The sequence below is a fragment of the Thermostichus sp. OS-CIW-29 genome, from assembly GCF_054058195.1.
Genome location: NZ_JBSSAB010000045.1, coordinates 1 through 19,446 on the forward strand (window position 1 = coordinate 1; position 19,446 = coordinate 19,446).

The 19,446-nt window shown below is 58.7% G+C and carries 17 protein-coding genes and 2 pseudogenes; 8 read left to right on the plus strand and 11 right to left on the minus strand.

Annotated features, from left to right (window positions below):
- Positions 1 to 94 (plus strand): annotated as a pseudogene (locus tag ACVWZJ_RS12845) (photosystem II protein D2); the annotation flags it as partial.
- A 119-nt stretch (positions 95 to 213) separates the two neighbouring features.
- Here the strand turns inward: ACVWZJ_RS12845 and ACVWZJ_RS12850 are convergent.
- The 6 genes from ACVWZJ_RS12850 to ACVWZJ_RS12875 all read right to left on the minus strand — a co-directional run bounded on the left by ACVWZJ_RS12850 (position 214) and on the right by ACVWZJ_RS12875 (position 7,344).
- Positions 214 to 777 (minus strand): shikimate kinase, encoded by a 564-nt coding sequence (locus ACVWZJ_RS12850; RefSeq protein WP_011433337.1) that lies wholly within the window; start codon positions 775 to 777, stop codon positions 214 to 216.
- An 11-nt stretch (positions 778 to 788) separates the two neighbouring features.
- The gene (locus ACVWZJ_RS12855) at positions 789 to 1,427 is read right to left on the minus strand and encodes a riboflavin synthase (RefSeq protein WP_011433338.1); all 639 of its coding nucleotides are present in this window, start codon (positions 1,425 to 1,427) and stop codon (positions 789 to 791) included.
- Between the two features lie 12 nt (positions 1,428 to 1,439).
- On the minus strand, positions 1,440 to 3,137 hold the full coding sequence (locus ACVWZJ_RS12860) for an ABC transporter ATP-binding protein (RefSeq protein ID WP_011433339.1): 1,698 nt from the start codon (positions 3,135 to 3,137) through the stop codon (positions 1,440 to 1,442).
- 604 nt (positions 3,138 to 3,741) lie between these two features.
- Positions 3,742 to 4,983 (minus strand): response regulator, encoded by a 1,242-nt coding sequence (locus tag ACVWZJ_RS12865; RefSeq protein WP_414358223.1) that lies wholly within the window; start codon positions 4,981 to 4,983, stop codon positions 3,742 to 3,744.
- 246 nt (positions 4,984 to 5,229) lie between these two features.
- Entirely contained in the window at positions 5,230 to 5,964 is a 735-nt protein-coding gene (gene rph / locus ACVWZJ_RS12870; protein ID WP_011433341.1) for a ribonuclease PH, read from the minus strand.
- Positions 5,965 to 6,591: 627 nt separating this feature from the next.
- Positions 6,592 to 7,344, minus strand: a complete 753-nt coding sequence (locus tag ACVWZJ_RS12875; protein WP_011433343.1) for a DUF561 domain-containing protein — start codon at positions 7,342 to 7,344, stop codon at positions 6,592 to 6,594.
- A gap of 194 nt (positions 7,345 to 7,538) precedes the next feature.
- On the opposite strand from ACVWZJ_RS12875, the gene speB reads away from it, so the two are divergent.
- The 5 genes from speB (at position 7,539) to proC (ending at position 12,133) form a co-directional block, all read left to right on the plus strand.
- Complete coding sequence (gene speB / locus ACVWZJ_RS12880) at positions 7,539 to 8,462, plus strand: agmatinase (RefSeq protein ID WP_011433344.1); 924 nt, start codon at positions 7,539 to 7,541, stop codon at positions 8,460 to 8,462.
- Between the two features lie 72 nt (positions 8,463 to 8,534).
- Positions 8,535 to 9,383, plus strand: a complete 849-nt coding sequence (locus ACVWZJ_RS12885; protein ID WP_011433345.1) for a prohibitin family protein — start codon at positions 8,535 to 8,537, stop codon at positions 9,381 to 9,383.
- A 103-nt stretch (positions 9,384 to 9,486) separates the two neighbouring features.
- The gene (locus ACVWZJ_RS12890) at positions 9,487 to 10,170 is read left to right on the plus strand and encodes a YggS family pyridoxal phosphate-dependent enzyme (protein ID WP_011433346.1); all 684 of its coding nucleotides are present in this window, start codon (positions 9,487 to 9,489) and stop codon (positions 10,168 to 10,170) included.
- Positions 10,171 to 10,748: 578 nt separating this feature from the next.
- Positions 10,749 to 11,324: a cell division protein SepF gene (locus tag ACVWZJ_RS12895; RefSeq protein ID WP_011433347.1), complete on the plus strand. Its 576-nt coding sequence runs from the start codon at positions 10,749 to 10,751 to the stop codon at positions 11,322 to 11,324.
- 5 nt (positions 11,325 to 11,329) lie between these two features.
- Complete coding sequence (gene proC, locus ACVWZJ_RS12900; RefSeq protein WP_011433348.1) at positions 11,330 to 12,133, plus strand: pyrroline-5-carboxylate reductase; 804 nt, start codon at positions 11,330 to 11,332, stop codon at positions 12,131 to 12,133.
- Here the strand turns inward: proC and ACVWZJ_RS12905 are convergent.
- Both ACVWZJ_RS12905 and ruvX read right to left on the minus strand, forming a co-directional pair.
- Complete coding sequence (locus ACVWZJ_RS12905; RefSeq protein WP_011433349.1) at positions 12,130 to 13,347, minus strand: NAD(P)/FAD-dependent oxidoreductase; 1,218 nt, start codon at positions 13,345 to 13,347, stop codon at positions 12,130 to 12,132. The two genes, proC and ACVWZJ_RS12905, sit on opposite strands and share 4 nt — an antisense overlap.
- 140 nt (positions 13,348 to 13,487) lie before the next feature.
- The gene (gene ruvX / locus ACVWZJ_RS12910; protein WP_011433350.1) at positions 13,488 to 14,000 is read right to left on the minus strand and encodes a Holliday junction resolvase RuvX; all 513 of its coding nucleotides are present in this window, start codon (positions 13,998 to 14,000) and stop codon (positions 13,488 to 13,490) included.
- Between the two features lie 94 nt (positions 14,001 to 14,094).
- Here ruvX and ahcY point away from each other — a divergent pair, with 94 nt between their 5' ends.
- On the plus strand, positions 14,095 to 15,375 hold the full coding sequence (gene ahcY, locus ACVWZJ_RS12915; protein WP_011433351.1) for an adenosylhomocysteinase: 1,281 nt from the start codon (positions 14,095 to 14,097) through the stop codon (positions 15,373 to 15,375).
- 15 nt (positions 15,376 to 15,390) lie between these two features.
- Here the strand turns inward: ahcY and ACVWZJ_RS12920 are convergent, their stop codons facing one another.
- Together ACVWZJ_RS12920 and ACVWZJ_RS12925 are read right to left on the minus strand one after the other, a co-directional pair.
- Positions 15,391 to 15,870, minus strand: a complete 480-nt coding sequence (locus tag ACVWZJ_RS12920; RefSeq protein WP_148202735.1) for a PIN domain-containing protein — start codon at positions 15,868 to 15,870, stop codon at positions 15,391 to 15,393.
- 101 nt (positions 15,871 to 15,971) lie between these two features.
- Entirely contained in the window at positions 15,972 to 17,174 is a 1,203-nt protein-coding gene (locus ACVWZJ_RS12925) for an argininosuccinate synthase (protein WP_011433352.1), read from the minus strand.
- Positions 17,175 to 17,410: 236 nt separating this feature from the next.
- On the opposite strand from ACVWZJ_RS12925, the gene ACVWZJ_RS12930 reads away from it, so the two are divergent.
- Positions 17,411 to 19,243, plus strand: coding sequence for an FAD-dependent oxidoreductase (locus tag ACVWZJ_RS12930; protein ID WP_011433354.1), 1,833 nt, complete (start codon positions 17,411 to 17,413; stop codon positions 19,241 to 19,243).
- A 91-nt stretch (positions 19,244 to 19,334) separates the two neighbouring features.
- Here ACVWZJ_RS12930 and ACVWZJ_RS12935 read toward each other — a convergent pair.
- A pseudogene (locus ACVWZJ_RS12935) lies at positions 19,335 to 19,446 on the minus strand (IS5-like element ISSoc13 family transposase); the annotation flags it as partial.

Here is a 19,446-nt window from a genome sequence, read left to right on the forward strand (position 1 = left end):
CGAGGGGATTCGGGCGTGGATGGCGCCGCAGGACCAGCCCCATGAGCGCTTTGAGTTCCCTGAAGAAGTCCTCCCCCGCGGCAATGCGCTCTAAAGGAAGCCGTTCTGGTCTCGTCAGGGATCCGCTCCCGGCGAATCTTAAGTAATCCACTTGAGTATTGAAGAGTTCAGGGATCCCTCATGGGATCCCTTTTTGTGTTGGGCGCGAGGTGGCTAGGAAGGGATCCCGTCTCGCAGGCGGGCGCGAATGGCTTGCCAGATCTGTTCAACCAACTGGGGCGGGCTAGTTTCTGACCGGATGGGCACCCGCACATCGGCTTGGGCGTAGAACGGCTCTCGCTCTTGCATCAGCTTGTACAGGGCAGCTTGGGGGTCGGGGGTTTGCAGCAGGGGGCGTTGGCCGGGATCCCGCTTGAGCCGCTGCCAAATCAGCTCGGGGGCCACATCCAGCCAAACGGTGAGGCCATGGTGCAAGTAGCTCCAATTTTTGGGGCGCAACACAATGCCGCCGCCTGTGGCGATCACCAGCCGGGTGTAGCTGCTCAACTGGGCCAACACCTGCGTCTCCAGATCCCGGAAGTAGGCTTCCCCATGCTCGGCGAAGATCTGAGCGATGGAAGAACCCCCCACCTGCTCCACCAGACCATCGGTGTCGAAAAATTGAAAGCGCAACTGGGCTGCCAGCTCCGATCCCACGGTGGATTTGCCGCTGCCCATCATCCCAATGAGATAAACATTTACGCCGCGCAGGCGCTCAACTTCCTCGGGGTGGATCATGGGAAAGGTACCTAGATATAGCCATGCTCGGCCAGAAACTCCAGAGAAACGCTGCTCTCGGGGGGCAGCAAGCCCAGCAATTTTTCCACATACTTGCCCAAAATATCCGCCTCTATGTTGACGGGATCCCCAACTTGGAGCTGAGAAAGGTTGGTCTCGCGGTAGGTTTGGGGGATCACAGCCACCTTGAACCAGCAGCCCCCTTGGCGCACCTCAGCAATGGTCAAGCTCACCCCATTCACCGCCACGCTGCCCTTGGGTACGATGTAACGCCCGATCTCTTCAGGAACCTTGAAGCTCAGCTCCCAGGCGTTGCCGGTGGCGGCTTGATCCCACAGTTGCCCCACCCCATCGATATGGCCGCTGACAAAATGCCCCCCTAACTTGTCTCCTACCCGCAGCGCCGGTTCCAGGTTGACTGTGCGCGGGCCGGGGGATCCGTGGCCCCAAGTCGAGCGCCGCAGGGTTTCCGGCGAAACATCGGCCAAAAATCCATCGGGCAGAATCTCCACCACCGTCAGGCAAAGGCCGTCCACCGCCACGCTATCTCCATAGGCCAACTGAGGTTGCAACCGGGGACAGGTAACCCGTAGCTGTGAAGAATTGATCAACTGGGCTGTGCCCAAACTTCGAACCAGACCCGTAAACATTGCTTTGGCTCCTTAGGTTTTGCCGGCTGCCTTTTTGGCTTTCTGTTTTTCTCGCTCTTTGGCTCGTTTTTCGGCAGCGATTCGCTCTTGTCGGGCTTTCTCTTTCTCTTCAGCGATCTTTTCTAGATAGTAGTGATAGTTGCCCTGGTAGGCGACCAACTCTCCGTTGCGAATCTCTACAATCTTGTTGGCCACTTTTGAGATAAAGTAGCGGTCGTGAGAAACAAGGATCACCGTGCCATCGTAATGCTGTAAAGCTTCTTCCAGCATCTCTTTGGCCGGGATATCTAAGTGGTTGGTGGGCTCATCCAAAATCAGTAGGTTGGCCGGCTGAAGTAGCATTTTCGCCAACGCCAAGCGGGCTTTTTCTCCCCCGCTCAAAGCCGCTACTTTCTTAAAAACGGCGTCGCCGCTGAACAAAAAGCGACCCAACAGCGTGCGCACTTCTTCGTTTTTCCAGTCGGGCACTTCGTCATGGATGGTGTCCAAGACGGTTTTGCTCAGATCCAAAGCCTCTGCTTGATTTTGCTCGAAGTAGGCAGGGATCACATTGTGTGCTCCCAATTTCACAGATCCCTCGGTAGGTTGCTCTAGGCCGGTGATAAGACGCAGCAGGGTGGATTTTCCTGCCCCATTGGGCCCCAGAAAGGCGACGCGATCCCCACGCTCGATCAACAGCTCCGCACCCAAAAACAAAATCTTATCTCCATAAATGTGCGTCAAATTCTCGATCTTCACCACCTCGCGACCACTGCGGGGAGCAGGGGGAAAGCGAAACTTGAGGGTACGCACGTCGCCAATGGGCGCTTCGACCCGCTCGATCTTTTCCAGTTGTTTTTCGCGGCTTTTGGCCTGAGTGCTGCGGGTGGCACTGGCCCGGAAGCGATCGATGAAGGTTTGTTGCCTTTCAATTTCCTTTTGCTGACGTTCGTAGGCAGCTTGTTGTGCCTCTCGCCGTTCAGCTTTTTGGAGTAGGTATTGAGAATAGTTACCCAAGTATGTCGTAGAAACTCCTCGCTCCGTCTCCACAATTTGGGTGCAAAGCCGATCCAAAAACTCTCGATCATGAGAAACAATCACCATGGGGATCGTCAAGCTCTTGAGGTAGTTTTCCAGCCACTCAATGGTCTCCAAGTCTAGGTGGTTGGTCGGCTCGTCTAGCAACATCAAATCGGGTTTTTGCAGCAGGATTTTCCCCAGGCTGATGCGCATCTGCCAGCCGCCGCTGAAGGCGCTCACCAACCGATCCCCGTCCTCCGGCTCAAACCCCGTTTCCGGCAGGATTTTCTCAATACGCGCCTCCAGTTCATAGCCATGTAAACTCTCAAATTGGCGCTGTAGACGATCTAGACGGCGCAAAAGGGTTTCCAACGTGTCCGCGTCCGCCTGCTCCATCTGTTGGGTGATTTGGGCAATTTCTTGGTGAATGCGGTTTTCCTCTTGAAAGACTGTCCAGAACTCTTCTCGCACCGTTCGGGCGGGATCCACTCCAAATTCTTGGGTGAGATAGGCGATGCGCAGGTTGGCGGGGCGGATCACCTCGCCGCTGGTCGGTTCTTCTTGCCCGCAGATAATCTTGAGCTGGGTGGTCTTTCCGGCCCCGTTTACTCCCACTAGGCCGACGCGATCCCCAGGCTTAACTTCCCAGTTCACATCCTTGAGCACCTCACCGGTGGGATAGATTTTGCTAATGTGTTCCAGTCGCAGCATAATGCTCCTTGGGGATCGGGACCAATTGGAGAAGTGTGGCGTTTTCTTTACATTCTTTACTCGATTTTACGTATTCTTGGGATCCCTGTCCATGGATCCTGAGCAGTTTCTGCTTGATTTCTCCCTCTCATTGATCTTGCCGGGATCCACGACAGCGTTTAATATTTCTGGTTTGCCTTCAGAAGTGCCTGCTGAACCCTGTTCGATCTTTTTTCATGTCTTCAGGGCTTGTTTGTCGGTACCCTTAGTATGGACTCTTTTGCCAGAAGCCTTGTGAGGCTTCTCTAAGGCTTAAACGACCTCTAATGCCAGCGGGGAAAAGCCAGTTCCTGAGAGAGATTGAAGTAGCCGGTCGTGATGACAATGAGGAAGGTTGATCGGATAAGTTTTCAGTGTATGGGATGCTTACTTCGTCTCTTGTTTCTGAAATCCCCGGCAACCTATTTTTCTCTTTTGGGCATGTCCTAATGAGCTATCAATCCATTGACATTAGCAGTCAGCCCAGACAAGTTATGGTCTCTTGAGTTGACTTCTTATCTAACATAAAACCTTTGTTGATTTTGACAGGAAAGCCAATGGCGACGGGGATCAACTCAGAAGGACACTACGCCTTGGCTTGATCCTCGAGGGAACGGGGGGATCCCTGAAACAGGGCAGGATGACCTGTTCTGCCTCCCTGAACCGACAGAGGATTTTGTCTGTGGGCAGGCGGCTGTTGGGCCAGAAGCCGCTTCACCTCTGCATTAAGCTGACTTTCGTTGAAGGGCTTGGTCAAGTAGGCGGTTGCCCCCGACCATTTGCCGCGGATGCGGGCCAGCAGACCATCGCGAGCGGTAACCATCAGGATGGGAAGGGACTTAAACTCTTCTAAGCTGCGCACAATGCGGCAAAGCTCTAGACCATCGATCCCCGGCATGGCGATATCCATCAACAACAGGTGGGGCCGATGCTGAAACAACAAAGGAAGCACCTCGGCGGGGTTGCCCGTTGTAATCACCTGATAGTTGGGCAAATACTGCCGTAGGATTTCCTGCATCACCACGCTGTCGTCCACCGCCAAGATGGTTATCGGGTTGTGGCGCTTGGTCTGCAGCAGCTCTTGGGGTGTTTGTAGGCTGACCAAACCTTTTTTCGCCCAGGAGGCAAAGAGATTGGCCACCTCCAGCCGATCCCGGCACAGCTTCTTGGCGATTGCTTCCAGCGACTGGCCATCTTTGGTGAGGGTGTGGAGCTTCTGTCGTTGCTCATCGGTGATGCGGTAGCGGTTGACCCGTTCCCAATTGACTACCGGCACCGCCAGCATAGTTGGGATCGCCACCTTCAAATCTGCCCAGCGATCGTGGCGCCGGGCGGCTTCTTGCAGCAGCGGCTCCAACTCAAACCCGCCAATGGGGGCCTCTTGGGCGACCTGCTCCTGCACCTCAAAGTAACAGGTGCCTGCCCGTTCGAATAGGTAGCGGTCGAAATCGGTAAGCAGGTTGAGCCACAGGGCATCTTCCAGCTCCCCCGGCTTGAGCAGGCCCAATTGCGTGATAGCCTCCAGCAGCTCAGGTAAGGAATGGTCTTTCATCAAGCGCTCTTGCACCACCGAGATGGCCCGCTGTGGCCATTCCAAGTTGAGGCGAGGAATAAAGCGGGAGAGTCGTTTCAGCAGGATTTGCGTGTTGAGGGGTTGATCGGCAGAAAAAAGCAGCCTGCCGTGGTAGTAGGTCAACACCCAGGGTTCCGCACCCTCAGAGGGATCCAGTCCCTTGAGGTGAATGTGCAGATATCCAGTGGTAAACCGCCAACCTTGCTGCCTGAGCAGTGGCGCAAGTTCCTCCGAGCCGAACACAAAACGGGACATGCAGCGTTCTCCGGGCCAACTTCTTCAGGCCAAATGAGCAGCGATTCACCTCAGCCACACGCTCAAACCGTCGAAAGGAGAGCTTCAGAGAGCTCACTTATTTTAACAACTGGCTGATCTTAGCTTTCCCGGCCATTCCTTTACAGCAAGGGAATACCGCTTTGCCAACCAGGATATACACCCATGCAATCCCATATGCAGTGCCTTGAAGGATTACCATTGCAAGGCTAGAGTCCGGCTATGGCTCTATCTTTCTAAATTGAGAGCCTGCCGTTGGGCTTGTAGCAATTCTTGGATCCCGGCTTGGGCCATCTCCAACATTTGTAGCAGTTGCGGGCGACTGAAGCAGGCGGCTTCGGCAGTGCCCTGGATCTCGATGAAGGATCCCTGCTCGTTCATAACAATGTTCATGTCCACCTCGGCTTGGCTGTCTTCCTCATAGCACAGATCCACAAGTACCTCTCCCTGCACAATTCCTACTGAAAGGGCCGCCACCTGCTGCCGCAGCGGGGATCCCTGGGCCGGATCCAGCGCCCCCTGTTTGTACAGCCAAGTGATGGCGTCGTGCAGAGCCACATAGCCCCCTGTGATCGCGGCGGTGCGCGTTCCGCCATCGGCCTGCAGCACATCGGCATCGACGGTGATGGTACGGGATCCCAGCTTGCGAAAATCCAAGGCGGCGCGCAGACTGCGCCCGATGAGCCGTTGAATCTCGGCAGTACGGCCCGATAGTTTCAACATTTCCCGCGGCTGTCGTTGTTGCGTGGCTCCGGGCAACATGCGGTACTCAGCCGTCAGCCAGCCTTGGCCGGTGTTCTGCAGAAAAGGGGGAACTTCTTCGGCCACACTGGCGGTGCAAAGGACATGGGTATGGCCGAACTTGACCAACACCGAGCCAGGGGCATAGCGGGTAAAGTGGCGCTCAAAAGAAACCGGGCGCAATTGAGCAGCGGTGCGATTATCTGGGCGTTGCCAGCTCATGGACAGTTCAAAAAGGGATCCCTCGCATTGTCAACCATGTCTGCCCAATGCGGCTCAGGACTTGGAATCTTTGCAGAACATGACTGGGGCGACGGCTGCGGACGGAATTGGTCTGGGAAGGCAAGGACGACAAGTGTAGCAACCGCCGCAAATTGGATATTGCCGGGTATGCCACCTGATACATTTACGCTGAACACTGCTGAACATCACTGTTCAACTATGCAGCGATAGCATTCTGTTTGTTTCCAAACAGAATGGCGGTATCCCGCAAAGCTTTGAGTAGAATACCCAAAGCGCAGTTTCCGTGTCGTCTTACTACCAATTTTCTGCTTTGCTTTGGCTACCATGTTGGCAGACTCGAAAGTAAACAGAAAGATCAACTGGTAGTAATCCGTACTGAACATATTATACATTATTTTCAGTATAGTTGAGCTTATTATTGACTAGAGTCATGCTCTACGCGGAAGAAAGTGAAGCACTTGTGAGCAGCAAAACTTCTAGCGGCTGATCTCAACCCTCAGCTGCCCTACTTACCTACTTATTCCCTGCTTGTCCAAGAAAATCTAAAAAAAATGCACCAGCGCACGCTGGCGCAAGAGGGTCAACTTTTACCGGTCAGACATCGACCTAGACAAGGGCAGGGATCCGAGATCCTCCCAAGGCCTCCACCAATGCCCGCACTTGAGCCACCATGGCCACTTCATCCTGGAGCCGGCTGACAGCTTTGCCCACCCCTACACCTGAAGCGCCGGCAGCAATGGCCAAGCGCACTGTTACCGTCGAGAGGCCGGAAGCGCAGATAACCGGTACCGAGACGACACGGCTAATTTCATAGGCGGCGGCCAGGGTGGGGGCAGCCTTCTCGATCAGGCCCAGGGATCCCCCGTGAACCGGCTCGGCACTGGTGCTGCCCTCGGTTTGGATGAGATCGGCTCCCAGATCCTCCAGTTTCTCGGCCAATTCTGCCTGTTGATTCAGAGGCAGAGTGTGGGGAACGGTTACCGACAAGAGCGTGCGGGGCAGAAGAGAGCGGGTTCGGCGGGTAAGGTCTAGGACTTCCGCTGCGGAGAAGATGCGGCCTGAAGGGTAGAAGCTGTCGTAATTGCCGATCTCGGCCATGTCTGCTCCTGCCTGTACGGCTGCGGCCAACTGCTGCGGCTCCACCGCCGACACACAGATGGGCAGATCGATCTGGGCGCGTACCCGCTGCACCAATTCGGGGCTGGCAGCGATATCCACCCAAGTGGCCCCTCCCTGTTGGGCGGCGCGGGTGATGCTCAGAACCGACTGCAGGTCGAAGTTTTGTAGACCGCTGATGATCTTGAGGGCCCGACGTTGGGCCAGAGCGTCGAAAAGAGCAGCGTGAGAGGCAGTGGTCATAGGCTCGTCAGCTTGTGGAAAGGCAGTCTAAGAGGAGTGAAAACAAATGGCTGCTAAAACTGGGCTTGGGGAAGCCTTTGCTCAGTCTAGAGGGTTTGCCTCAATCCCACAAGGGATCCCTCTTTACCCCATCATCCCAGTCCTTTTGGCTCACCACAATTCTTCAATAGATTCAATAGAATAGGGATCCCTTCTTGCAAGCCATCATGTATCGCTCTCCCTTCCCCTTCCTGGGCCTGCCTGAGCCGGATCCGGAGATGGCCCAAGCAATTCTCCTGCCCGTCCCCTACGAGGCCACCACCTCCTATGGCAAAGGCACCGCCAAAGGCCCTCAGGCGCTGTTGCAGGCTTCTGCCTATGTGGAGATCTACGACGAGGTACGGGATCGCCAGCCAGCTCTTCACCCCGACTTCTCGGAAGAGATCTCCCGCTACTGGACGGCCCCCCCGGTGGAGTTGGAAGGTCTGGGATCTTCCGCCCAGGAGCTGGCTATGGCCGAAATCCAGCGTCGCGCTGCCGAGTGGGTGAGACCGGGGCGGTTCCTGCTTTCCATTGGTGGGGAGCACTCCATCAGCGGGCCCCTGATTGCTGCCCACCTGGCCCATTATCCGGAGCTGCACGTCCTGCAAATCGATGCCCACTGCGACCTGAGAGATAGCTACGAGGGATCCCGCTATTCCCATGCTTCTGCCATGGCCCGCGTGGTGGAGCAAGTGGGCAGCCGCCTCACCCAAGTGGGGATCCGCTCCATCTGCGCCGAAGACCGCCAGGCCATTCGCGAGCGCCGTCTGCACACCTTTTTTGCCCACAGCTTGCACACCAAGCCAGCCCAGGAGTGGATCCCAGAGGTGATCGCCACCTTGGGCCCCCAGGTTTACCTGACGGTGGATGTGGATGGGCTGGATCCCGCTGTGGTGCCGGCCACCGGTACCCCCGAACCCGGCGGCTTGGGCTGGTGGGAGACGGTGGAGCTGATCCGGGCGCTAGGACAGCAACGGCAAATTGTCGGCGCCGATGTGGTCGAGCTGTCGGTCACGGGGGAACGGGAAACCGATCGCCGCAGCGCCTTCACGGTCGCCAAACTGGCCTATCAGATCTTGGCTGCGGCCTTGGGTTAAGCTCAAGAAGAGCTTGGCCGGCCATCCCCGGGGCACCTGTTCGAGTTCTTTAGGTTTTTGGGTAACACACCTGTGAAATCGGCCCACCCCCGTCGTCCTGCTTTTGAACTTCCCGCTTTGTCCTGGATTCCCTTGGTGGGTGGGGCATTGCTGCTGATCCTCTTGGCCACCTTGCTGCAGTGCTTGGTGGTGGTGCCTGCCGGCACACGGGCCGTGGTGTTCAACTCCCTGACGGGGCTGAAGCCGCAGCCGCTGGGAGAAGGGCTGCACCTCCTGCTGCCGCTGGTGGAAACGCCTATCTTCTACGACGTGCGCACCCAAACCTACACTATGGCCTCTCAACGCTCCGAAAACCAGGGGGATGATGCGTTGAAAGTGCTCAGCGCCGACGGCCAGCAGATCTCCCTCGATGTCTCGGTGCGCTTTCGCTTGGATCCCGACCAAGTGGCCCACCTGCACCAGACCATTGGCCCTTCCTACGTGGACAAAGTGATTCGCCCAGAGGTGCGGACGGTGGTGCGCAATGAACTGGCTTTGCACCGCGCCATCGCCGTTTTCTCGGAAGAACGCGAGCAGATCCAGGAAAATGTGGAGCGGCAGCTCTCCAGCATTTTTGCTGAGAATGACCTGATCTTGCAAAACGTGCTGCTGCGCAATGTCCGCTTCTCCGACCAATTCCAAACGGCCATCGAGCAAAAGCAAATTGCCGAGCAAGAGAAAGAGCGGGAACGCTTCCTCGTGGAAAAAGCAGAGCTGGAAAAACAACGATTGGTGATCCTGGCAGAAGGAGAAGCCCAAGCCATTCGCCTCCAGGGGGAAGCCCTGAAGCAAAACCCAGAAGTGGTGCAGTTGGACTACGCGCGCAAACTGGCGCCCGGCACCCGCGTGATCATCTCCCGACCGGATCCCTGGCAGCGGTAGCGGACAGCCCGTTGGCTCTGGGTTCTGCAAAAATCTATCCTAGAGCATTGTTGCCAATTGGAACGAGAATGGGGATAGAGATCCCCGGCCTGCTGACCTGACGATGCCCCTTGACGAGCAGCTCATCCACAGCCGCATTCAGGCCATCCGAGCCCAGATCCCAGACCATGTGGAGATCATGGCAGTGAGCAAAGGCTACAGTGCCGACCACATCCGCGCCGCCTATCGGGCTGGGATCCGCCACTTTGGGGAGAGTCGAGTGCAAGAAGCCGCCGTCAAACAAGGGCAACTGCAGGATCTGACCGGCATTGTTTGGCACTTAATTGGGCATCTGCAGACCAACAAAGTCAAACCGGCCCTCAAGCAATTTGCCTGGATCGACAGCGTCGATAGCTTGCGCCTGGCCAAGCTGATCAACCAAAAAGCCTGGGAGCTGCACCTCACCCCCAAGCTTTGCCTGCAGGTTAAATTGGCTCCGGATCCCAATAAGTTCGGCTGGCTCATCCCCGATCTGTTGCAGAGCCTCCCCGAACTGAACCAACTGCTGCAGGTGCAAATTGTGGGCCTGATGACCATTTTGCCTTTGGGCTTGAGCTCAGAGGCGGCCCTAGACCTGTTTCGCAAGCTGGCCGAACTGGCCGATTACATCCAGCGCAGCGGCTATGAACATCTGCAGGTGCACACCCTCTCCATGGGCATGTCCGACGATTACCTCCTGGCGGTGGCAGCAGGCTCTAACTTGATCCGACTGGGGCGTGCTTTGTTTGCCGACGCCGAGCAGGAATAGATGTGACCTCTGTGAAGCCGTTAAATTGTGATTAAATTTTGTGTAAAGCCGTGCAACTCCCCAGTCGCCCTGCGGGGCACCTTTGGGGCGAGAGTTCGGCTTGGATAATCAAAAGTGGGGGGATCCCGCCCAGGATTTGCCCTATTGGGGAAATTTTGGGGAAATTTGTAATCATTTGCGTTACTTCCGTTAACGTGGGCTCAATCCAGACGGGGAGCAGAGTTCAATCCTGCCAAACAACGGCTTGGCAAGCGGGATGACATCTTCACTTCTTCTGGGTAAACTCTACTCGTCGAATCAATGGGGTTTTGTTAACCTGCGTTAGCCCCCACTCGCTTCGGCAGCTTTCTGAGCAAACCCTGTCTCAGCCTATTGAAAGACTTTGACCGAGAATAAAAGGACGCCCCCTAGCTTGAGTGAGCCACTCAGGATCCAATCAAGAGCCTGAATCCTACGCTCGCCGTAAACCCATGACCTGTAGTGAGGATGTGCATATGAATGTCAATGGAATCTGGAGCAGGGTAAGAGATTTTGTGGGTCTGAATGATCCCGTGGACGGCCTGGAGGAGTACTCTGAAATGGAAGGGCAGGATGATTACCAACTGCTCTACGAGGGACGCCGTTCCCAACCGGCTGCTCCCCCCGAAGAGGAGGAAGTGAGTACCCTTCCGCGAGGGCGGCGGCAACGGGGAGTGGAAGCGGGGGAGGGCTCTGCCGGTCGAGAAGAGTCGCGGGGCCATCGGCGCAGTCAGCATCGGGATCGCTCAGCAGGGGGCAGTATGGGGAGCAACGTGATTGGATTACCGGGCGTAAACCCACCCACCAGTGAAGTGGTGGTGATGGAGCCGCGCAGCTTCGATGAGATGGCTCAGGTTATCCAGTACCTACGGGAGCGCAAGACGGTGATCATGAACTTGACCCTGATGGATCCCGCTGAGGCGCAGCGCTCTGTGGATTTCGTTGCCGGCGGCACCTACGCCATCGATGGCCACCAAGAGCGCATCGGAGAGAACATTTTTTTGTTCACCCCCAGCACGGTGATGGTTTCCACCCCCAGTAGCCAAGTGGTGCAGCCGCTGCAGCGCCCTTTGCAAAGCCCTACCCCCCTCTGGCCCAGCACCTATGAGCATCTGCAGGCAGTAGGTCAGCACTAGTTGCTATGGAGCGGCCACTGCTAAGTGTTATCGGGGGTGGAGCCATGGGATCCGCCCTGCTGCGGCGTTGGGTAGCTGTGGGAGTTTATCCCGCAGCGCAGGTGGCCTTGCGGGAGCCTGATCTGGATAAGGCTGTGGCCCTGCAGCAGGAGCTGGGTATCCGATTGTTGGCGGATCCATCCCAGGCGGGAGAGTCTGAGATTCTGTTTCTGGCCGTTAAACCGCAGCTCTTCCCGACGGTGGTGGCTGAGATGGGCCGGCTGTCCGCCACAGAGCTGGTGATCTCGATTATGGCCGGGATCCCCTTGCAGCAGTTGCAGCAGGCTTTTCCCAAGCAAAAGGTGGTGCGCACGATGCCCAACACGCCGGCGCTGGTGGGGGCGGGCATAACGGCCATCAGCTACGGGCCAGGGGTGACGCCTATGCAGGTGGAGCAGGTGGAGAAGCTGTTTCGCGCGGTGGGCGAGGTGGTGACGGTGGCCGAAAGCCAGATGGATGCGGTGACGGCACTTTCGGGTTCCGGGCCGGGGTATCTGGCGGTGATTCTGGAAGGGCTGATCGACGGAGGGGTACAGGTGGGGCTGCCGCGTCCCATTGCTACCCAGTTGGCCCTGCAGACCTTGGCGGGTACTGCTGCCCTCTTGCAGCAAGAAAATCTGCACCCTGCCGTTCTCAAAGACCGGGTCACCAGTCCAGGGGGGACGACCATTGCCGGGATCCAAGCCTTGGAGCAGGCGGGGGTGCGGGGAGCCCTGATGCAGGCAGTGCGAGCGGCCTACGAGCGCTCTTGCCAGTTACAGGGATCCTAGCGGGCCAGCAGCCCTTGCCACAGGGGGCGGGTGATCCAATTCCATCCCACCTTGAGCTGGTGTTCCAGTGTGGGCAGGCGCACCAAATAGGCAGTTCGCCGGGCCAAATAGCCCAGGGGGCCGGTCAGTGTGAGGCCGCCAAGGGCAGAAAGCACCGCCGTATCCACCCCCAGGCTGAGCATTTCCCCCAGAGAAAAGTAGCGAAAGGGCAAGAGAGGCCGCTCCTGGGTGAGCAAAGCCCACAGGTTCCAGGCGCAATAACCGGCCTGTTGAAAAGCCGCTTGGGCTGTGGCCGGCACCGGCTTGCCCTCCGCATCCACCACCGCTGCTGCATCTCCCAAGGCAAAGATCTCTGGGAAGGTGGGGGTTTGTAGGGTGGACAAAACCTGTAGCCGTCCCCGCTCCGTTTTGGGCAGATCCAAATTGGCAATCACCGCTGCCGGTCGGGTTCCGACAGTCCACAGCACAGCATCCACAAGATCTGTGGCGATCTCCTGGGTCTCCAGCCGTTGCAGCTGCAGATGGAAGGGAGGGGCGCCGTTCTCGCCAAGGGCCTCGATGCCCAAGACCTTGGTTTGCAACTCCACCTGCACCCGCCGTTGGGCCAGCGCCTCTTGGGCCGCCTCCCGGCTGGAGAGAGCAAAGCCGGACAAGATTTGGGATCCCAACTCGATGAGGCGGATCCGTCCCCGCCAGCCCAGCCGATCCGCCAATTTGCAGGCCAATTCCACGCCACTAGCCCCTGCTCCTGCAATGGCCAGAGCCACAGGCTGAGCCGGATCCCGGTCTTCCAACGCCTTCAGGTGGGCGCGCAGCCGCTGAGCATCTGCCAGGGTGCGAAAGGGAAAAGCAAACTCCGCCGCTCCCGGAACGCTCTCCAGAGGGGTTTCTCCCCCCAGCGCCAGCACCAGCGCGTCGTACTCCAAGCTCTGCCCATCTTCCAGCTCCACGCGGCGGGCTTGAGGGTCAATGGCCTGGACAGATCCGCGGCGAAACTGCACCGATCCCGGGGGCAGCAGATCTTGAAAACGGGGGGCCACCTCCCAGTCTTCCATTTCTCCGGTGAGCAGCTCATAAAGCAGGGGGGCAAAGACGAACCGCTCCTGCCGATCGACCAAGGTGATCTGGGGTGGTTCTGGCCAGGGTTGCCGGCTCAGTTCCAAAGCTGTGTACAACCCGCCAAAGCCGCCCCCAAGAATGCAAATGCGATTCATGCTCGGATGGTTCACGTGACGTTATCAGACGTTATCAAAGTTGCGCGAAAGGCCCCGACTTAACAATCACACCCTGCTGATGCAGAAGGGGCAACGAGGGATGGCCCACCTTGGGCTTGAATTGATTTAAACTTTCCCGGCTAGACTTCTCCAGCGTAGTCTTTGTTGCCCCAGCTTTGCCAAGCCGGCACTTCTGACAGGGAAGCCCGTCGCTCGTCCAGCCAAGTTTGGAGAATTACCGCCGCCGACTGCTGATCGATTAAGCCCTTCTGGGCTTTGGCCGGGATCCCTGCCTCGCGCAGATCCCACTCCGCCTGCGCGGTGCTCAGGTATTCATTGACGGTAACAATGGGAAGATCCACGGCCACCTGCAAAGCGCGCACGAACCGCTGGACTTTGCGGGCCTGGGATCCCACCGACCCATCCGCCAGAAGGGGGATCCCCACCACCACCACGGTGGCCTGGCGGCGGCGGATCCACTCCTGCACTTGGGCAATATCCTCTGAGAGGGAACGGCGCTGGATCACCCCCAGGCCAGTAGCCAGCAGCCCCAGCCGGTCGGAGCCGGCCACGCCAATGCGGCGGTTGCCTACATCCAGCCCCAGCGCTGAAAGGGGATCCCTTGTGGCAGAATAGTTCAGGCTTATCGACATCCTTGCTGATCTTTATGGCTGCCTGGCCCCCTTTGGGGCTTGCAGTTTCCGTTCCCCTATCCTCTCTCGATGACCCTGTTTGGAGCAACACTCGATGACCAGCGCTACCCTGTCTCTCCCGAAGCATGAAGTGAAAGATCTGAACCTCGCCCCCCTGGGCAAGCAACGGATCCAGTGGGCGGCGCGGGAGATGCCGGTGCTGGCCCAGATCCGGGAGCGCTTTGCTCAAGAAAAGCCCTTTGCCGGGCTGCGCTTGGTGGCCTGCTGCCACATTACGACCGAAACGGCCAACCTGGCCCTGGCTCTACAAGCAGGGGGGGCGGATAGCGTTCTCATTGCCAGCAATCCCCTTTCCACCCAAGACGATGTGGCCGCCAGCCTGGTGGCGGACCATGGCATTTCGGTGTTTGCCCTCAAAGGAGAAGATGTGGCCACCTACCGCCGCCATGTCCAGATTGCCCTAGATCACCGCCCCAACCTGATTATCGACGATGGCGGAGATGTGACGGCGGAGCTGGTGCAGCACCGTCAGGAGCAACTGTCGGAGCTCATCGGCACCACGGAAGAGACCACCACTGGCCTGGTGCGCCTTAGGGCCATGCTCAAGGCGGGGGTGCTCAGCTTCCCGGTGATGACCGTCAACGACGCCGAGACCAAACACCTGTTCGACAACCGCTACGGCACCGGCCAATCCACCCTGGACGGGATCCTGCGCTGTACCAACATCCTTCTGGCCGGGAAGACGGTGGTGGTGGCTGGCTACGGCTGGTGCGCCAAGGGAGTGGCCATGCGGGCCCGCGGCATGGGATCCCAGGTGATTGTCACGGAAGTCAACCCGGTGCGGGCTCTGGAGGCGGTGATGGACGGCTTCCGGGTGATGCCGATGGAAGAAGCCGCTGCTCTGGGGGACATCTTCATCACCGTCACCGGCAACAAGCACGTGATTCGCGGCGAGCACTTCGACCGCATGAAGGATGGGGCGATGGTCTGCAACGCCGGCCACTTTGACATTGAAATCGACCTGGTGGCGCTGCAGGAGCGGGCCGTCTCCCGACAGACGGTGCGCCCCTTTGTGGAAGAATACCGTCTGCAGTCGGGCAAGTCAGTGGTGGTGCTGGGGGAAGGCCGCCTGATTAACTTGGCTGCTGCCGAAGGGCACCCCGCCAGCGTCATGGACATGAGCTTTGCCAACCAGGCCCTGGCCTGCGAATACCTGGTGAAAAACCGGGGCCGCTTGGCCCCAGGGCTTCACCCCATTCCTCTCGAGGTGGACGAGGCCATCGCCCGCCTCAAGCTCAAGGCCATGGGGATCCAAATCGACAGCCTCACCCCCGAGCAGATCGAGTACGGCAACACCTGGACTGCCGGGACTTGAGGGTGGGTGCTGGCGCTACGAACCTGAGATACATCCTAAAACCTGTCGCACCTGGGCCAACTCGTCAGCAGGGAGGCGAGCTTTCAACTCCTTCTCCCAGCGATCCAGCCAGTTGCACAGTACCTCCGACAGACAAACCTTTTGGTTATGGAGCTCACACACTACCCAAAGGCTGCCGTGGACGACAACGCCGCTCTCCGCGCAAGCTCTGCGCAACCGGCCATCGTTGGAGAGGAGCGTAGAGCTGCTGGTACGGCAGTAGTGAAGACACAATGCGTCAGCTATCGACAACCCACTTTTCTTCAGAACCATTGCCTCTGGAAGCCACGTTTCCTGCACCTGGACAACCTGCACGCCCAAAGCAAGAACCTGGGACTTGCAAGGGTCATCGACTTCTGCCAGTACCACGTCAAGCACCTCCAGACTTGCCAACCTCGCTAAGGATTCCAGCCCCCCAACCTTGGCGAAGTCAATGAGGATGTTGGCTTCAGGCATAGCTGCCCCTCTCATTGTCTCCGCCGAGGCGCGTTTGGGTAACTCCAACAGGTTGTCCAGAGATCCATCCAATGGAATGAGAGTGGGATCACCACTTCAGCCTAGCCCCGGTGCACCTGGGCCCAGACACGGGTGGGCAGGCCCCAGATGTAGATAAAGCCTTCGGCGGCGCGGTGGTCGAATTGATCCCCTTCCCCGTAGGTGGCCAGCTCTGGGTTGTAAAGAGAGTAGGGAGAGCGACGACCCACACAGACTGCCTGGCCCTTGTGCAACCGCATCCGCACGACACCGGTGACGCTTTTCTGGGTGGCGCGGATAAAGGCGTCCAGAGCCTCCCGCAGCGGCGAGTACCAAAGGCCGTTGTAGATCAACTGGCTGTAGGTGGTCTCGATGCCGTACTTGTAATGGATGACATCGCGGGTGAGGGTGAGGCTTTCCAGCTCGCGGTGGGCTTGGATCAAGACCATTAGAGCAGGGCACTCGTAGATCTCCCGCGACTTGATCCCCACCAGGCGGTTTTCAATCATGTCGATGCGGCCCACCCCATGCAGGCCAGCTAAGGAGTTGAGCTGCTCGAAGAGGGCTTTGGGGCCAAGGCGCTGCCCATCCAGCCCGACAGGGATCCCTTGCTCGAACTCAATCTCCACGTAGGCGGGCTCGTCGGGTGTCTGGGAAATAGGCCGGGTGAGGGCATACACTTCCTCCGGCGGCTCCCGGTCGGCATCTTCTAGGATGCCGGCTTCAGCGCTGCGGCCCAAAATGTTGAGGTCGATGCTGTAGGGGCTGGACTTCTGCACGGGCATGGGGATCCCGTAGCGCTCCCCATAGGCAATGGTCTCCTCGCGGGTCATCCCCCACTCGCGGGCAGGGGCCAACACTTTGAGCTGGGGATTTAAAGCAGCAATAGCCAGATCAAAGCGCACCTGGTCGTTGCCTTTGCCGGTGCAGCCGTGGGCCACCGCATCGGCGCCCACCTCTTCCGCCACTTCCACCAGCAGCTTGGCAATCAGGGGTCGGGCCAGGGCCGTGGAAAGGGGGTAGCGCTGCTCGTAGAGGGCGTTGGCCTGGATGGCCGGGAAGGCATAGTCGGTAATGAGGGCCTGGACAGCCTCCCGCACCAGAGATTGCTCTGCCCCCGCCCTAAGGGCTTTGGCCTGAATGGCCTCCAGCTCCGCCCCCTGCCCCAAGTCGACTGCCAGGGCCACCACCGATTCCACCCCCCACTCGTGCTTGAGATAGGGAATGCAGACGGAAGTATCCACCCCGCCTGAATAGGCCAATACCACCTTCTTTGCCCGTCCCATGGGATCCCGCCGTTGCCGTTAAAAAGTTGCTAGCCCATTATGCCCTGTGGCAGGGATCCTGGCTGGCCTCAATGTCGGTTTCCTCAGCTATTCTCAAGGGGATTTCTCCTGCCGGGGAAAGGCCGGGGGTGTGAGTGAGCATGGCTGGCAAAAAGACGGCTGCGGCGTGCCGGGGATCTGAGCCCAAGCGAACTGTGGGGCTGGGGATCCTGTCGCTGCTGAGCTTTGTGGCCGGGATGGGGTTTGCCGCCCTCTCCCAGCCAGAGGTGGGATCCCCTGTTGCCGTCTCCGAGCCGGAGGTGCCCCGTTTTACCGCCCACGGTTGGCCCTTGTTGGATCCCTTGCCGCAGCCGGACGAGATTTGGGAGTGCGAGCTGGTGGTGGTGGGCGGATCCCTGGGAGGGGTGGCAGCGGCAGGCCATGCCATGCGAGGGGGGGTGCAGACCTGTCTCATCGAGCTCACCCCTTGGCTGGGGGGGCAGATCACCTCCCAGGGGGTATCGGCCATTGATGAATCGCTGCCAATGCGGCAACGGGGCAATTTTTCCCGCCACTGGCTGGAGTTCAAGGCCTTGATCGAAAGCCAGCCGGTGCATCTGCCGGCCTGGACAGGGATCCCGCCGGGAACCCGCGTATCCGAGATCAACAGCTGCTGGGTGGGAGGGCTGTGTTTTCCGCCTCAGGCGGGGCTGCAGGCGGTGGAAACCTGGCTGCAACAGGCAGCTCAAAATGCCCCCAACAGCCGCTGGGCTACCCAAACGGCTTTTAAGGGGGCCACCTTCAGCGCCGATGGATCCCAGATTGAAAGCATTTACGCTGTGCAGCGGCAACCCCGGGATCCCAACTTTGTGCCGCCGGGACGGCTGTGGCGGGAGCTGGTGAGCTGGTACAGTTGGCAGGAAACGGAGGTGTTCGCCAAGCGAGTGCTGCGTCTACAAGCGCCGCCGGGCCGCCCATTCTTCGTGATCGATGCCACCGATACCGGAGAGCTGGTGGGCTGGGCCGGGATCCCCTATCGGCTGGGTTCGGAAGGGCACGATGTGACCGGCGAGCCCAATGCCGCCCCCGCCAGCAACCCGGAGTGCACTCAAGCCTTTACCTTTCCCTTCGTGCTGGCCATCCACGACGATGGCGGTCGCTCCCGCGCCGAGCTGGCCCAACTGCAACCAGGCTATTCCCGCGCCGAACACCGCCGCGAGTTCGACATGGAAGGTTTCCCCACCTTCAGCGGCCAGAGCTTTTTCAATTACCGCCGCATCGTCAGCAAGGGTCGCCGGGATCCCTTCTACAGCACGCCTGTTCCAGGCGACCTGACGCTGGTGAACTGGAACCGCGGCAACGACTGGGGGATCATGAACCCGCCCCTGATCCTGACGGAAGAGCGGCTGGTGGCCTCGGGGCAGCGCCACAACTGGCTGGGGGGCCTGGATGTCTCGGCCATCAAAGATGGAGAAAACCACGCCCTGCTGTTTGCCGAGTGGCTGATGGAAACCCAATCCCGCAGCGGCTATCCCCTGTCCTTGGTGTTTGCCGAAGAGTCCTTGCTGGGCACCCGCTCCGGCCTTAGCCTCTACCCCTACATCCGCGAAGGTCGGCGCATCCTGGGGCGAGCTGCCTACGGCCAAGCAGAGTTCCTGATGTTGGAGCAGGATATTCGCGTCGGCACCGCCGGGGGGCGGGACTTCAGACCTACCGTGGTGGGGGTTACCCACTACGCCATCGATATCCACGGCTGTCGCTACCGCAACTGGGAGCCCTCTCTTTCGGCCAGCTCCGCGCCAGTCAACGAGTTTTCCGTCCGTCCCATTCTCATTCCCTTGGAAGCCCTGATCCCGCAGAAGGTGGATAACCTGCTCATCGGCGGCAAAGGGATCGCCGTCAGCCACATTGTCAACGCCGCCACCCGCGTGCATTACGGTGAATGGACCATCGGCTCGGCGGTAGGGCTGACCGTGGCTTGGCTGCACAGCCAGGATCCCAGCTTGACCCCAGCTCAGATCGTGCCGCAAGGCAAAATGGCCGATTTACAACGCTACCTGATCTCCCATGGGCAAAGACTGCAATGGTGAACCCAGAGGACACCGTCTCAGCGCGAACGACAGATCCCCACCCAATCGACCCAATTTTTCCGATATCGGGGCCCTAGGTTGTGTTGATCTTTCATTTGAGCCAAAAGGGAGCACTGACGAGATAGAGAAAACTCAAGAAGTTCCTGGCCAATTTGTCAAAACGAGAAAATAGATGCCGGTACTGCTTTAACTTATGAAAAAAG